This is a genomic window from Lactococcus petauri (genome assembly GCF_002154895.1).
GTDB classification, from domain to species: Bacteria; Bacillota; Bacilli; order Lactobacillales; family Streptococcaceae; genus Lactococcus; species Lactococcus petauri.
Map to the genome: position 1 here is coordinate 14296 of NZ_MUIZ01000001.1, position 14718 is coordinate 29013.

The 14718-nt window shown below is 38.0% G+C and carries 14 protein-coding genes; all 14 read right to left on the reverse strand.

Annotated elements, in window-relative coordinates; genetic code table 11:
* Window positions 1–9 precede the first annotated feature (9 nt).
* Entirely contained in the window at window positions 10–711 is a 702-nt protein-coding gene (locus BZZ03_RS00100) for a DUF2786 domain-containing protein (RefSeq protein ID WP_086581849.1), read from the reverse strand.
* A 157-nt stretch (window positions 712–868) separates the two neighbouring features.
* The gene (locus tag BZZ03_RS00105) at window positions 869–1474 is read right to left on the reverse strand and encodes a hypothetical protein (RefSeq protein ID WP_086581851.1); all 606 of its coding nucleotides are present in this window, start codon (window positions 1472–1474) and stop codon (window positions 869–871) included.
* The gene (locus BZZ03_RS00110) at window positions 1474–2781 is read right to left on the reverse strand and encodes a phage tail tip lysozyme (RefSeq protein WP_086581853.1); all 1308 of its coding nucleotides are present in this window, start codon (window positions 2779–2781) and stop codon (window positions 1474–1476) included. The genes BZZ03_RS00105 and BZZ03_RS00110 overlap by 1 nt, the downstream gene beginning before the upstream one ends.
* Window positions 2774–5662 carry a hypothetical protein gene (locus tag BZZ03_RS00115; RefSeq protein WP_086581855.1) on the reverse strand — a complete coding sequence of 963 codons (2889 nt, stop codon included), beginning with the start codon at window positions 5660–5662 and terminating at the stop codon, window positions 2774–2776. The genes BZZ03_RS00110 and BZZ03_RS00115 overlap by 8 nt, the downstream gene beginning before the upstream one ends.
* The gene (locus tag BZZ03_RS00120) at window positions 5652–6203 is read right to left on the reverse strand and encodes a hypothetical protein (RefSeq protein WP_086581857.1); all 552 of its coding nucleotides are present in this window, start codon (window positions 6201–6203) and stop codon (window positions 5652–5654) included. The genes BZZ03_RS00115 and BZZ03_RS00120 overlap by 11 nt, the downstream gene beginning before the upstream one ends.
* A gap of 9 nt (window positions 6204–6212) precedes the next feature.
* Window positions 6213–7172, reverse strand: a complete 960-nt coding sequence (locus BZZ03_RS00125) for a DNA/RNA non-specific endonuclease (RefSeq protein WP_086581859.1) — start codon at window positions 7170–7172, stop codon at window positions 6213–6215.
* Window positions 7173–7305: 133 nt separating this feature from the next.
* The gene (locus BZZ03_RS00130; RefSeq protein WP_086581861.1) at window positions 7306–8142 is read right to left on the reverse strand and encodes a coiled-coil domain-containing protein; all 837 of its coding nucleotides are present in this window, start codon (window positions 8140–8142) and stop codon (window positions 7306–7308) included.
* Between the two features lie 2 nt (window positions 8143–8144).
* The gene (locus tag BZZ03_RS00135) at window positions 8145–8474 is read right to left on the reverse strand and encodes a hypothetical protein (RefSeq protein ID WP_086581863.1); all 330 of its coding nucleotides are present in this window, start codon (window positions 8472–8474) and stop codon (window positions 8145–8147) included.
* Window positions 8474–10450: an ATP-binding protein gene (locus tag BZZ03_RS00140; RefSeq protein WP_086581864.1), complete on the reverse strand. Its 1977-nt coding sequence runs from the start codon at window positions 10448–10450 to the stop codon at window positions 8474–8476. The genes BZZ03_RS00135 and BZZ03_RS00140 overlap by 1 nt, the downstream gene beginning before the upstream one ends.
* An 8-nt stretch (window positions 10451–10458) precedes the next feature.
* The gene (locus BZZ03_RS00145) at window positions 10459–10989 is read right to left on the reverse strand and encodes a hypothetical protein (protein ID WP_086581865.1); all 531 of its coding nucleotides are present in this window, start codon (window positions 10987–10989) and stop codon (window positions 10459–10461) included.
* A gap of 1 nt (window position 10990) precedes the next feature.
* Entirely contained in the window at window positions 10991–11344 is a 354-nt protein-coding gene (locus tag BZZ03_RS00150) for a hypothetical protein (RefSeq protein ID WP_086581866.1), read from the reverse strand.
* Between the two features lie 183 nt (window positions 11345–11527).
* On the reverse strand, window positions 11528–11848 hold the full coding sequence (locus BZZ03_RS00155; protein ID WP_086581867.1) for a hypothetical protein: 321 nt from the start codon (window positions 11846–11848) through the stop codon (window positions 11528–11530).
* 11 nt (window positions 11849–11859) lie between these two features.
* Window positions 11860–12162, reverse strand: coding sequence for a hypothetical protein (locus BZZ03_RS00160; protein WP_086581868.1), 303 nt, complete (start codon window positions 12160–12162; stop codon window positions 11860–11862).
* Between the two features lie 161 nt (window positions 12163–12323).
* The gene (locus BZZ03_RS00165; protein ID WP_086581870.1) at window positions 12324–14717 is read right to left on the reverse strand and encodes an SNF2-related protein; all 2394 of its coding nucleotides are present in this window, start codon (window positions 14715–14717) and stop codon (window positions 12324–12326) included.
* Window position 14718: the final 1 nt, after the last annotated feature.

Consider the following 14718-nt stretch of genomic DNA (forward strand, 5'->3'; position numbering starts at 1 on the left):
CAATTCGGCTTAAACCGTAATATGTTTTATCTCTGATTGTCTATTCTGATCAAAATGTAATAAGCTCGCTTGAAAAAATCCTTCTTCATAGCTCTTAATGTCCTCGACTTGAGGAAGGGAGAGATCACTCTTTTCAAATTGAGCAGAGAGTGTCGTATAAGATTTCTCAACTTGCTCAGGAACGTTTAGCGAGAGTATAAGCTCTCTTGATGCAATCGCTCTAACTTCTTGATTAAATCGATTAAATTTTTCTTGAAGTCCTGCCAAAAAACCAATAATATAGTCTTGTGCATTGCTATTACTATTACTATTACTATTAATAGTAATGAAACGTTTCGTATAGTAAGCGACACTTTTTAGAGCCAATAAATATAAGTCTTTGGCGAGTGTCACATCTTTTTTCAAACCATAATATTTTAACACAGTTTTTGATTGACTTCCCTTAGAATAATAGGCTTTCACTCGGAAATGCTGACCGATAAGACTACTCATGGATTCTTCCCACCAGCTAAAATGATCAAAAGTTGCGACCTCCACCGTTTCTATTTCCGTATCTTCTAAATCTTCCTTTTTTATGTGATACTTTAACATGAGTTTTTTAGCCATCACAAGAGCCAATTGACTTTCCTCATCAACGGTAGACTGGTCCTTATGATCACGTGCGAGTGCTAATAACCCTTTGACTTTTTTTATTATTGCATCTGTCTTCATATTATTGTCCCTTACTTTATCCAGATTAAAGATACCTATAGGGTGCGACCCTATTTACTACTCACTTTTTGAGTTCTTGGCGCTCGTGAGTGGCAACTATACACATAGAAGTACCATAAGCCTTATGTAAGTTTTAATTTACATAAGGATAAATCAATTATTCATTCACCGTTGAAGGAACCTGTCCCACATTAGTTGCTGAAATAATTTTTTTAGTAGCTGTATCAAATTGAATGCGATTATAAAAACCAGTTTTTCGATTAAGTGTATTTCCTACAGTTACATGCAGGTTGTAGGTTACAATTGCGGTAACAATAGTGTTCTCCTTATTTTCCACAAAGACTTGTAGGTTTTCCAGCTCGGAGCTCACCGCAGCACTAGAAGCTGCCGGTTGGAAATACTTATCAATAACTTCTTGGGAAGCGACTTTTTGTGCTTCTGCTTTACGCTTATTATAATCAGTTTGGTTTGCTTCATTATTTCCGCTTTGATAGTTCAACGTTAAGTAAGCATTGAAGAATGTAGTCGCAGCTTCCGTTAGATCAGTGACCACATAATTATTTTTCTTATGCTCTAGTTCAGAATAACCAACCTGAAGGTTTTCCAAATCCTTTTTAGAAGTATCATGTTCCTTCTTTTCTAGCTTCAACTCACGTGTGAGTGAGCTGATCTTAGTCGATGTTTTATTTAGCTTTACAAGACTAAATACCAATACGCCGACAAGAATGAGCCCCAGTAGGCCAATCGTAATATTTTTTTTCATTATTTACCCCATTTTGCTTTTTGACCTTCAAGCACATAAAATCCCCATCCAGTCTTTCCATATTCTGATTTTGGAACCAAGCGGAAATTCCATGTATCACTTGTTCCATTGGCTTCACCTGACATATTATGGTAGTTCTGTTCCGTAATCATAAGGGTGCCATCTTTGAAAACATAGTCTACAATTCCCGTATGTCCTGCACTTCCTGTAGAATCTTGTCCCGCAGGAATCTGAAATGCAGCACCACTTACAGGATTTTTAGAAACCTTTCCGCCAAACTGTTTAGCCAAATGACTTGCGGTTTCATAACCGTATAAACCAGAAGCTGGCCAGTGTGTATAAACCACATCCCATATCTTATTAAAATAAGAAACGGTCAGATGGATACATTGATTACCCGGACGGTCCCAACCTGAATCATTCCCAAACTGTAAACCTAATGCTTTAGGATCATGTGCATATTTTTTTAACTCTTCCGGTAAATCCTTAGGCTTCCATGTTCCCCCAGATTTAAATTTATCAGGCAAAATATCGCCATCTGTAACTGCAGAATCCGAATCACATGCATCATTTGAAGAAGAGTCTTGATCATCATCTGAAGGGTCGTCTCCACCTCCTGTATCAATGATTTCATCTGGAATAGAGGCGCCATCAAATAAGATATAGGCAGCTTTTGCATCTGAAATTATTTTATCCTTATTGGTTTGCCCATCAGAAAGTGCTACACCTTCATAGTTCACAGACCAGTCGAGTGCAGCCTGCGTGGGATCGGTTGCAGTACCAACAATTTGCCTTGTTTTTTTATACCCCCCCTTTAACTCAAAATCTACAAGTTTCATCTCATTACTCATTGTTAAGGTTGAGCTGTCAGTACCCTTAATGGAGCCCTCAGAGTGAATCCGATTCCCATTGATCGTATTGTCCCATCCCGACCACTGAAAGACACCTGCAACACCACCTCCCGGGTTTTTTGCTTGAGGATCAAAGCCAGATTCACGATTGGCAACCGCTACTGCTCCTGACCCACCTGCTCCAGAAAAGCCTTGTTTTTTTGTGAGGTGATCAAAAATTTCTTTGGCATTATTATAGGCACTTGTCCCTTTGTGGGTCCAATCCCCATTGACGGGTACATTTGAATTGTTTCCACCATCTGTGGTGGCATCACAAGTATTGGTCGGCCCTTGCGCCGCAAAAATAGATGCAAGGACAATGACGACAAGACACACACCTCCTATGAGACTCCCGATAGGAAGGAATAACCCTAAAAGCCAAAATTTAAATTTTGCCTTTAGTGCGTTTTTAATCATTTATACCTCCTTGAGGGGCTTGTGGGAGTTTTAGACCTGAAGAGTCCTTATTGGATTGTGCCAGATTAGGGACTGCAGGAGTCTTAACACTGCCTGTAGTATTTACTTTTCCTTGTTTTACTCGAACATCCATCTCCACATCTGCGCCTTGTATTTCTTTTGTCACACGTGCTGATTGGGGATGAGATGCATCCACACGTATTTTTGAAGTATCTGGTTGAGGCAAATCGACTTTTGTAGTTTGGAGTCTACGACGGTCATCCACTTTACTCTCTACACGGCCATTTTCAACACGTACATCAACTTCTGAATCTGCTCCTTTTGCGTCTTGACTAAGTCGCTCAAGTTTGGATTGTGAAGCTTCCGCACGAACTTTTGAAGCATCGAGTTTTGGAATATCCACTTTAGAAGTTTGAAGCGTACGTTTATCGTTGACGATAGTCTCAACTTTGCCATTTCCTACATTCACATTCACACGTGCATCTGGTCCAGCCATTTCTTGATTAAATTCTTCAACACCTGGAGGGGGTGTCATGTTTAAACTTTCAAAATCAAAGTTTGAGTCTTGAACGCCTTGAGGCTCTTTCATTTCGCCAGAAACATTCGCTTGTCGCATTTTTCTCAAAGAAACTTTTGAAGAATCCTTGGTGTCTTGACCATCTTGAACCATATCTTGTTTTCTATTTTGCATAAGTTCACGACGTTCATTGATTTGGTTAATGCGTTGTAAACCTGCCGCATCAATGGGACCTGAATTAAAGCCAGTAGTCTTGCTTGTTGAACGAGCTGATTCATCTGCACGTTGTCGACTAAGGCCTGTAACTTTTTGAAGTGGAGAGCGTGCTACACGGTTGGTAGCCGCCATATTGTAGTCGTTAAGTTTTGTCTCTTCTTCTGGTGTCAACTCAGCACCAGCCTTCTTACGCCCACGTAAAATTGAGGCTTCCGCATTGGCAGCTTGAAGAGGTGTTCTCTTCCTTCCTGCAAATCCTTTGTTTTTCGCCAATTCAAAACTTGCTTCCTTACCTTCACGAGAGACATTGGGGTTCTTTTCAAGTTTAGCCGCATTTTTTTCAAGTGCTCTATTTTCAAAGTTTTGCAAGTACTCTTGCGATTCTCTTGATTGCCCGCCCATCATACGATCACGGGCAGAGCCTGCACCTTTTTTCGTGAGGCCTTTAATGGCATTCCCAGCTGATCCTGCAGCTTTACTGACCGCACCTTTACCAAGATAAGCCCCAAAGATACCTCCTGCAACACCAAAGCCTGCATCTGCACCAAACATTTTCACAAAGACTTGTGAGCCATTAAGGAAAATGATTGCAATGACAGACATAGTAATAGGCTCTGCGAGCACTCTCATCCAACCTGTGAGGCCGGACATACTAAACATCAGAGGAAGAGCGGCTTGTGTCGTGATAAAAAGAAAGATTGAGGCTCCTGAAACGAAGCATATCTTGCCGTAGTTTAAGACACTCTCAATAAAGACGACATTACCACGCCCTGACTCCACAGTCATTGCCATGCCCGTGAGCCCAGAAAAGAAGGCCACTAAAATATCAAAGAAAGCAACTAAAAGTTTATAGAAGATATCCAATAACAAGAGGCCCACACAAACTAAGACGACAAGATAAGCAGGGTTTAATGCATATTGAAAGTTTCTGTTCGGAGACATGGCTGGAATAACATCTGCCATCCCCACAGGTTGAGGAAGAGAGCGTCCCCCTTGAATATTGGTGGTTGGATCATAAGCGGCATCTCTATAAGTATAAGCTGAAAGGGCCCCCCATAATGTATTTTGATTATCTGGATCATCTGGTGAGCCATTGGTCACAACTTGTGTAACTTTTTTAAAAAAGCCACCAATTTTTGCCAATATGCCGCCATCATTTTTGCCTCCAGAGCCACCATCTTTTAGCCCCTCATTCAAATTCTTAGCGTCCGCAGGGGTAACCATCAAAGAGGACAATTGTCCCATCCAGTTAGAGGTCACAATATTCTTATCTGAGGCACCAATAACTGAAACGAGGTTACTCTCACCAACTTGTGTAGGCTGTGCTCCTCTATTTTGTACATAACGTACCGGAAAATTTCCAAAAACGGCATCTTCTGCAGGTTCATTCGATTTTGTAGGATCGTCAATCACACTGTCATCCGGGCGATTACCAGGAAGACTCGCATTCCCTAAGGTTTGATAATAAGGGCCACTTCCCTTAGTGATATCCCGTGCATAGACCGCATTTCCCACATTAACAATCCCGCCTTTTGTGACATCCCAAACGAAATCATCAATACTATTTTTCTTCGCATTGACCTGGTAGCCACCATTTGCCGTAGGTGAAATATCGCGCGTCGCAAGTCCTACAAAGAAATAAGCACCAATGCGTAAAGAAACAGTTAAAAGAATGGGCATTGAAACAAGCAGAACGAGGGAGGTGAGGGCATTGGTGAGAACATTAGACATCTCTACGCGGTGACCCAACAGAATCTTCCCATACAAGTAGATAGATACCAGCGCCAACATCCCTAGCCCAATAGACATACCAAGCAAAATAAATTTTTGAATCTCGCCATTGCCAAGTAAGCCAATAATACTCCCTTGAAAACTATCGGCGGTAACATTACTCGTGTCACTTGCCGTATTCACACCAAGTACAGTAAATATCACTTTTGTGAGCAATTGGTCAATGTTATAGAGAACCATAAAGAGAAAGGATTCTACCCATCTAAAAATCATCCCTAAGATTGTACCTTTTTGGAAATATTGACTGTAGGCATGCAGGATATCAACCCCAGCACGTTGGATATCGTTAGAAGAATAGCTCCCTAAATTTGTTCCAATGGTGTTTAAAAAAGGAAATTGAAGCAGTTTATCGAACAAAGTTCAGCACCTCCTCTTTTTTATTAATCGCAAACATTTGATTGATCTTACGCCTTAAAGCTTGGGGCACATCACCTTTCTTCTGCTCCCAAATCTTATACCCAGCTTGTGCGGTATACAACATTTCTGACCATGTTTTAGAAGTCATTAAGAAGCCACTGTTCAAAAAACTCTGGAAGACTTCTGCAAGGTCCTTTTTTACAATTTCTTGAGCCTGAAGATTTTTCTCCTTGAAGTTCCGACCCAAACGTTCTTCAACGGCTTTAAGTATTTCTAAACTTAAACGCTCATCCGGATTACTTTGAACACTAATCTCCATACTTTTTAAAAAATAGTTGCTAAAGCTGACGATAAAAATGTAATTTGGTCTTAAAGCTTTGGCATTTGGTTTATGACTGTTATAAATCCGACACGCAATGTCGAGTTGATCAATTTGCTTAAAGCTCAAAACACTGTTTTTCAATTTTCTATTGAGGAAACGCTCTAGTTTTCGCTCCCCATGGCGTTGCTTTTTAAAAACAACGGTAACTGTATCTTTCAAAGTTTCTCCTTATCTTTCTGTTGCTTGTCCTGTCGCATAATTTATAACAGCATTTGGGCTAGAATTACTGAGAATAACCTCTTCCCCACCGTCCTTCAGGCGACTTGCATAACTGCTTGGAATCGTGATGGGAATTTTCTTTCCGTCTTTAGATAAGCCGATGAATTTTAAGCTTACCCTGTCTGGAACAAGTTGGTGACCTCTATAAAGGGGGGTCACCTCTAAATCAAGCCAATCACTGGGGTGTTCTTTAAGCCAACGTGCCAGTCTATTTTCATAGTAGAGCTGTCCTTGTTGGTTTGAATCATCCATATCTTCATAATCTCCTGCATTGGTCCATGTCGTTTCAGGAAATAAATTTCGTCCATCATCATTAATGCCACAAAATTGATATCCCACTAAATGACCACGATTCATCAACCAAGCCTTACGCTTCTTTCCGTCCTTTTCAAAAGAAAATTTATAATTATGCCACCCGACCGGATTATAATTTATTCGTTGAGGGCGCTCTAAGCCTTCTTGTGAAGCCATATCCTTGAATTGTAACTGAATCTGACTTTTGACTGAACGTCCTAAGCTATCAAAGGCACTCCTTGTAAATTGTTTCTGCTTTGTAAAGGGGAGGATAGAAACTTCTTGCTTTTCCTCTGCTTTTGGTAGTTCTTGAGGGGGGTTTTTAGGTGCTGGTAACAAATCGGTATTGAGTGTCGTTCCACCAGGTAGCGTGTAATTATTTGGCAACAACGTTTTTATTGAAGCCTTACCTTGAGCCACATTGAGCATTTGTTGTCCCAAACGCTCCACGTTACCTACATTTAATTCTCCCTTACTAAAAATCCCGTATGAAATCATAAGTGACCATATAAATATAAGGATTACAGAGCCTATGATGAGTCCTAGAACATGTCTTATAAAGCTACTTGTTATGCTTTCATTGACAGGAGGCGTAACATTTTTATTTCTTGCCATTTTCCTCTCCTATATAAAAAGACTAAAGAGCATATAGAGGGAAAAGATAAAGAGGACCATACTAAGAACCAAAAGAAAAATTAAGTTTTTCTTGTCTTTTAATACTTCCTCTATTTTAGTGTTATCTTCAAAATTATTTTTTCTCATAATCAATTTTCTCCTTTCTCAACTGATCAAGATGCCCATTTTCATCCGATAAATGCTTCTCATTTTCCTTCACTGTTCCATTTAATTGTTGGATGGCTTGTTGGAGATTATCAATTTGAGTTTGAATATCCTTCTGGTCCGTCTTGACCGTGGTTTCTTTCAAGGACTTATTCAACGAAGTAATTTGCACATTATTAAGCTGAATTTGTTTTTTCTTCTCATCAATGGTTTTTTTATAATGCTCTACATTTTTTTGACTTTCTTCGATACGTGATTGAACATAGAGGAGGTCATAGGTTTTCTTGTCATAAGGAGAAAACTTGTTCTCACTTGATTTGTCTGTATTGACAGAGAAATTAAAATGAATCACTTGAACATTCTCTGTTCCATTATTTGAAGTTAAGGTCACAGAGAGATGTTCTGTATCACACTCTTTAGGTGTCGTTACGGCAAAATACCTATCGTTCAGGATTTCTCCCTTGATGACCTTTTTATCCGCTTTGGCTTCTATTTTCTTCTCATGATAATCATATTCACCAGTGGTAAGATAAAAAATCGTGCGGCTTGAGTGGTCCGGCAGAGTTTCAACCGAATAAACCTCTGCTTTTATTGAACTTGAACCTTCATCTGGAGTCATATAAAGCTGCTTTGGGGCCGCATAAGTAACTTTACCTGAGCCACCGTCCACGTAACCAATCATCACTTCGACTAGAAAAAGCGAGGCAACCGCAATGCCAATCCTCCGGTACTTCCTTGCAAGATCGTTCTTCCTGTTTTTCTTTTTTTGTCCAAGAATTATATTTTTTAGAGCTTGTTTAATCATTTTTAAAACCACTCCTCTTTTGAATCGGATTCTAGGTACTCACGTTCTTTAAAATAAGGGGGTTTTTCAAAATACTTCTTCTCTTTAATAAAGGCTCGGAAAATCATCTTCCCATTCGAGCATCCCTTCATCTTCGAAGCATCTGCGGTTGCCCAAACTCCAAAAATTAAAGCAGTAATAGTGATCAATACTTTCGATACAATATTGACTTGCAATACACTGGATAAAATTAAAGCCAATGTAACAAATAGGGCCATTTTAGCCAGCCATTTCATCCCGAAACGTCCCCCAATGACATAATCAAAGGTCGTGGTTTTATCTATTTCAATCATTAGATTCCTCCTGCGTATAACATATCTTTTTCTGGGTCAAACTGAACCCTGATGCGATAGGTTTTATTGTCCCCAATAATAAGGTAAGCATCTCCCGTTCCAAACTGTGTCAAGCTTTTCAATCGAGAGGGGTTCATTGCACTATTAAAGATTTCAGAATAAAGTTTGATATCCCCCTCATTTGCTTTAAAGAAAAATTTATAGGTACACAAATTGAAAATCTGTTTCATTTGTGTCGCTGCTTCGCTATCCGTCGTGGTTGGGAAAAATTGTTGCGCAGATGGCGTGATGAGCAATAAACCTGCAAATAGTTTCCGCATTTCTTTTACAAAGTTAGCGATAATGGTCACCGCATAGCCCATATCTGCATTCAGATAGTTTTGAACCTCATCCATGATGACAGTCATGTGAATAACATCTTCTAAGTCCTTTTCTTTAGTGGTATATAATTTTTTCTCTCTTAGTCCCTTATTAATAGCTTCCTTTGAAATGGTCATTAAAGAAGAATAAAATTGACAGTCACGAACTTCTTTACTTGCTATATCACGTTGGCGCATGTCATAACACACCAATAATTCATTCTCATCATACTCAAGTACTGTTGGACCATTAAATATAGAAGCATGAAGCCCCGTCATAATTTGTAAAACACTACTAATTTTTTCAAGGGAGACCATCAGATTCTTTTGGAGAGGTAAAGCCTTTTTAATACTTTCTACATTCTCTTCAAGGTAGTTGAGGAAATCAGATGCAATTGGGTAAACGTCATTTTCAAGACTAGTAATAGGTTCAATTTCTGTGAACTCTGAATTTTTAAATTTTAAAATACCATAATCTTGATAAAACATTAAAAGAAGAGAACTTAGGACATTCTGGTCCAAACTGTCAATGGTTGGCCCTAGCATTCTAAACATTGTGGCCAGTTTTGAAATGTGTGCGGTAAAGCTACCATGTTCTAATATATTACCTGCTTTACTTGTAACCGTTGGAAAAATTTGAAAAGGATTGATTCTGTTCTCCTCACCAAAGATATTAATCATAACCCCGCCATATTGCTCAATAATATTATCGTACTCATCACTAATAACATAGATACGTATTTTATTTTCCTTGGCCAGTTCTGCTTCAATAATCTGCTTTGTGAGATTGGATTTCCCTGATCCCATTTGCCCAAAAATGACGCCTGTTGCGGCTTTTCGTTTATTGTCCACATGATGCAAATCAAATAAAACTAAACCGGATGCCGTATATCCAATATAAGCTCCAAAGGGATCGAGTAAATCCACTTTATCAAAAGGCGCACCGTAGCCAATATCACTTGTTTTAAGCTCTAAGGGCTTTGCGAGCGAAGTTTGAACATTAAAGGGTAAAGAAAGGGATTCATACTCTTCTTTTTGATACATGGCATAGACACAAGCCTCGTACCCTTTATCTAAAAGTTCTTTTAATGCCTTGTCTCGCTCATTCATTAATTCTTCTAAGGTATTGGTGTACAGGAAGATACGTAAGACTGCTTTTTTTATAGATGTATTATTTTTTCGATAGGTTTGAATTTGTGTCCACATCTTGTCAGCTTGTTCGCGTGCCTCAATTTCTTTTTCAGGTGAGTTGACTTTACCAATACGGCTGCTATATTCTTGATACGCACGGTTTGCTTGTTTTATCACTGTTGATTTATCGCCGTTAGCCATGGTAAGAGTAAAAATTGAGTTGGGAAAAGCACACAAATCGCGTATCCAAAAATAATGCACCAAATCTGGAAGATCGACGATATGAATACAAGTGCTATAGCCCGTCGCTGTCTTGATATAATCATCTGGCAGCGGGTCTAGGGATTGCGGGGCAATGGCATTGATAAAGTCTAAATCACCTCCACGACGTGAGATCACTTCTTTTTCGATTTGAACGCGTTTGCGTTCATTCATAAGTTTATTATCTTCTTTTGTATAGTTAATTGTTCTTTTATTTGTTCTCATGATTCCTCTTATCTTAGATTACTGGTTGGATTTAAAGCAGAACGCTTTATTTTTTTTATCTCTTCTTGGTCTGTAACTTTTTTGAGCATAATACGCTCTGAAGTTTGAAGCATGTACTCCAGATTTTTAAATACTTCTTGGTTTGAGTTAAACATTTCAATATAGTAGGAAGGCTCATTATATTTTTGAGCCAAATTACTGATCATATTTCGCAGATACCGGGCTTGATTCGCCGTCTCCTCATATCTGGAACGTCCGATTTTATGTGTCCAAAAATTAATCTGCTTACTCAAGTTAATCGGAACATTTCCAATTGTTATATTACTTTGGAAGAGATTGGAGTCCAAAAAGGAGGTTACTTCTTCACCGTAAAATATTTTGTCGTCTTGAGTGATAAACTCTGAAAAATCTGTCCCGCTAATTTGGAAAATTTGAGAATAAAAAACCTGATCTCTATACTGATTTTGAATCAAAGCTTTTTCTTCATCGAAACTTTGTGGGGTAACCGCATATCCGATGTGTTTTGTTTGCCTTTGCATATTACTCCTCCACGTCTCTAATATTGAGATAATTCAGGGCATAAAATAAACCAACCAACTGTAAAAGTGTTTCTCCGGCAAAAAACAAGGCCGGCAATATACCAATACTTTTTAATGCTAAAATACAGATTCCAATATTCATCATCAAGTAGAAGAGAACTAGAAAGGTATAAAGTAAACCTTGCGGATGTTCTTTTAAAAATCGCAGCGAAATCATCGAAAAGTCAAAGAATTTTTTTCGCGTCGTCTTTCGAGCTTCTTTTTTTAAACTTTTCTTTTGAAGCTTCTCTTCTTTACTCTTTAGTCTTTCTTGCATCTTACGTATTCTCTTTTGATGTCCGTTTTCTTCATTCATTTGATAGGTCTCCTTGTCTATTTTTCTAGTTTATAAAAAAATAAAAAAAGACCATTTTACCCACGTCGTCAATCCAGTGTTTTGTAATATAAGGATTTTTTCTTTTAAAAGCGCAAAAAAAGAGTATTCTGTTCGATACAGAATACTCTTTAGAACTTTAGCAATGAGTGGCTACACACCAGTCTAGAAAAGGCCAACCAATTTAGCCATAAATAAAAGACTCAAACAAGAAAGGAGAAGACCAATCACACGCTTTGCCATACTTAAAATAAAAAGCAGGACAAGGACAATGGGTACTAGAATAAGAGGATGCATACGAATCGTCGCAACACTTTGGGCAAAAATACCTTGGTGATGCATGATATATTCAGAAGCCGTATGATAGCCTCCTTGAAACATACTTTTAACTGTTCCCAAGTAACCTGCGGTCATGAGATTGCTTCCCGTGAGTACAGCAAGCTCTGGTCTTTTTTTTATCCATTTTTTTATTTTTCTCAACGTCATCTCTATTCTCCTCAATAATAGTCACATACTTTATATTTTTTTAAGGACTTATTTGATTTTAAAGTCTCTAAAATAAGTTCTTGTTCTTTTTTTGTTTTTTCATTTAAAACATCAGGGCAGCGTATTTCTAGCCATTCAAATTGAATTTTTAAAATAATAGTATTGGTTCCTGCCACAATAATATCCACTGATCCCAGGCCTTGTGACCCTTGCCAAATGCGAATATAATACTTCAACTCCAACTTTAATGTTTCAAGTGATTGAGTCACAAACCCTATCTGGTTCTTGATTTGTTCTTCTTCTGTGATGAGCATGTCTTTCTCCCTTGTAAATTCAACTTTTTTATTATAGCACACCCCCTTTTATTCAGAACCCAAAAAGGGGATAAAAAAAAGCATCATTTCTGATGCTCTCAATCTTTTTATTCTTTTAATATTTTGTTTTCCATGTTTTTTCTCCTCTTCTTTTCAATTTTTTAAGCTGGTTGTAAAAGGTCAAACAAGCTCATTTCTCCGCTTTCGTCAAAACTAAATATTTCACTTTCAAAATTTATCTCCTTACTCTCTTCTTTTGTTGAAATTTTTCTAAACTTCACAAAACGAGCTTCAGAAAATACTACACGTGTTCTTTTAGTTTCAGTACTTGTTTTCTCAGGCCATACAAAGTTTAAATGCTCATCTAAACTTGGGCGTCCTTCATCTTCAAGTTCCAATTGCTCTCCAAAATGATCCATATAATATTGCACTTTTGAATCAACCGTTTGGTCTTCTTCACTTTCTGTGTATCCGTTCATATTATCTACCAGTTGGTTTAAAATTGACGATTGGTTTTTCCCTAAAAGAGAAGACAGACCTTCCTCATCAATATTTCCCTGAATAGACTCCATGGCACGTTTCTTTTCTGCAATCATTCGAAGGACCTGCTCTTGTACCGAGAAATGCCCTTCACCTTTGTATCCCAAATAGTAAACACGAGTTTGACGCTTTTGGCCTATCCGATAAGAACGTCTTTCTGATTGCCCTACTTCAAAGTAACTAAAGCCCGTATTGAAGAAAAGGACAGTTGGTGCAGAAAGTAAATCTGTACCCGTAGCAACTTTTGCAGGGTTAATAAGCATGATATCACATTTTTCATTAAGCAGTTTTTTATTGATATAATCTTGACGATCTACTGCTTTTACTGAATCTGGAAGACTCCCCACTTTAAAACCCGCATGCGTAAGCACTTCTGTCAGTCTATTCTTTAAGCGATCTAAATGTTTTACAAAAACGACTACTGGTCGGTCCTGAGATTTTTCCATGGTACAAACATCGATAAGTTTTTCTTCTTTGGGCAGAAGAGTTTCATCAAATTTATAAACCAATTGGAAGGGGACAGGGGACCAAAGAAGTTCTTCTTTAAAAGTAATGTCTTTCACATTTGGATTGTCAAGGTACTCGTTTGCGACCTTTAAGTAGCGTCCAAAGATACGTTTATTATCATTTTCTGCTGCATTTTTGGCGACCAAATCTAATGAAGCCATCGCAAGTTTTTGTGCCTCTGTCATTTCAACCAAAAGGGGAGGAAAGATTAAATTTTCAATCTTATCTTCCCAAACCTGTTCTGTCGTAAGAAAAATACTGTTGGGTAAAATGAACTCCGTAATAAACTCACTTGATACACCAATCTCAGGTTTATAGCCCGGTAGTTGCTGTTTATTTCTACCATTTGCATTTATACTGTAAGCCCCAAATTTTGCCACAAATGCTTTTTCACATGCAGAAATCCATTTTACTCGTTCAGAAACCATAAATTGAATGCGTTCAGATTTTGGACGAATTGCATCTTTCGGGAAAAATGCATGAGCTTGTGGGAATAAATCTGCGACTGATCCTGCAATAGAAGTCCCTGTTGCTAAAACATTATACTTTGCAAGCTTGGCCAACTTTTGTAGCTTACTTGAAAAAAGTGGTCTTGACAACAAGTGGCTTTCGTCCCATATTGCATAGGTGATTTGTTGTTTAAAGCTTGGTTTAAATAATGCTTCAAGAATCAGCATTGATTTATAAGATTTTTCTACTTCAACAGCTAAAACACTCTGTGGCACAATATAATATTCTGCTTGAGGGAGCATTTGGTTATTTTCCCAAAGGTTTTCAAGTTTTTTTTGATCTAAAATTTCAACTTGTATGCTGGGTGATACCCAAAGTATCTCGTCTCGCCATTTCGTTAATAAATGGTCTGGCGCAATCACAAGTGTTTGTGCTTGAGGAGTATTTCTAAGGTGTTTAGAAACTTCTACCATTGCAGTCGTACACATTGTTTTTCCGACACCCATCTCACCAAGGAAGAGGAACGCGTGACGATTGAGTAGCCAGGCATTCACTCCTTCTTTGATTGCTCTTTTTTGTTCCTCATAAAATGAAATATTTTTAAAGAGTGAAGCCAAAAGTGCATCTTTTATCGTTGGTGTTAATGAATGTACGGGTTGAATAATTTTTTCTTTGATTTCAGAAATCGAATGTAGTATCTCATGACTATTAAAAAGTTCAGTGATATTTTTAGGCATGTTAATCACACCAATATGTTCTTTTTCCAACTCTTCTTTTAAACTCTCCCAAGATAAATTAGAAAACTTCTCTTTAAATTGTTCTGAAAAATAACTTCCCCAAGTATCCTTGTTCTTTTTCTTTAGGCAATAGAGAGGTTGCTCATTAATCATTACTTCTTCAATATGTGAAGCATTAAAGAAACGCCCTACCATCTCCTTAGATAAGGACAGTTTTCGAGAAAGGTTCTCCAAAATTTCTTCTTTATTTCTTGTCAAGATTGTATCTCTAACAGGAAAGTATTTATTGAGTTGTTGTTGATTTAAGTAATATTTCTTCATG

What these genes read in the sequence shown, in the direction of transcription:
- BZZ03_RS00165 (WP_086581870.1), bottom strand. Translation starts at nt 14,717, where the DNA reads ATGAAGAAATATTACTTAAATCAACAACAACTCAATAAATACTTTCCT.
- BZZ03_RS00125 (WP_086581859.1), bottom strand. Translation starts at nt 7,172, where the DNA reads ATGGCAAGAAATAAAAATGTTACGCCTCCTGTCAATGAAAGCATAACA.
- BZZ03_RS00155 (WP_086581867.1), bottom strand. Translation starts at nt 11,848, where the DNA reads ATGACGTTGAGAAAAATAAAAAAATGGATAAAAAAAAGACCAGAGCTT.
- BZZ03_RS00140 (WP_086581864.1), bottom strand. Translation starts at nt 10,450, where the DNA reads ATGAGAACAAATAAAAGAACAATTAACTATACAAAAGAAGATAATAAA.
- BZZ03_RS00135 (WP_086581863.1), bottom strand. Translation starts at nt 8,474, where the DNA reads ATGATTGAAATAGATAAAACCACGACCTTTGATTATGTCATTGGGGGA.
- BZZ03_RS00145 (WP_086581865.1), bottom strand. Translation starts at nt 10,989, where the DNA reads ATGCAAAGGCAAACAAAACACATCGGATATGCGGTTACCCCACAAAGT.
- BZZ03_RS00100 (WP_086581849.1), bottom strand. Translation starts at nt 711, where the DNA reads ATGAAGACAGATGCAATAATAAAAAAAGTCAAAGGGTTATTAGCACTC.
- BZZ03_RS00130 (WP_086581861.1), bottom strand. Translation starts at nt 8,142, where the DNA reads ATGATTAAACAAGCTCTAAAAAATATAATTCTTGGACAAAAAAAGAAA.
- BZZ03_RS00110 (WP_086581853.1), bottom strand. Translation starts at nt 2,781, where the DNA reads ATGATTAAAAACGCACTAAAGGCAAAATTTAAATTTTGGCTTTTAGGG.
- BZZ03_RS00150 (WP_086581866.1), bottom strand. Translation starts at nt 11,344, where the DNA reads ATGAATGAAGAAAACGGACATCAAAAGAGAATACGTAAGATGCAAGAA.
- BZZ03_RS00160 (WP_086581868.1), bottom strand. Translation starts at nt 12,162, where the DNA reads ATGCTCATCACAGAAGAAGAACAAATCAAGAACCAGATAGGGTTTGTG.
- BZZ03_RS00105 (WP_086581851.1), bottom strand. Translation starts at nt 1,474, where the DNA reads ATGAAAAAAAATATTACGATTGGCCTACTGGGGCTCATTCTTGTCGGC.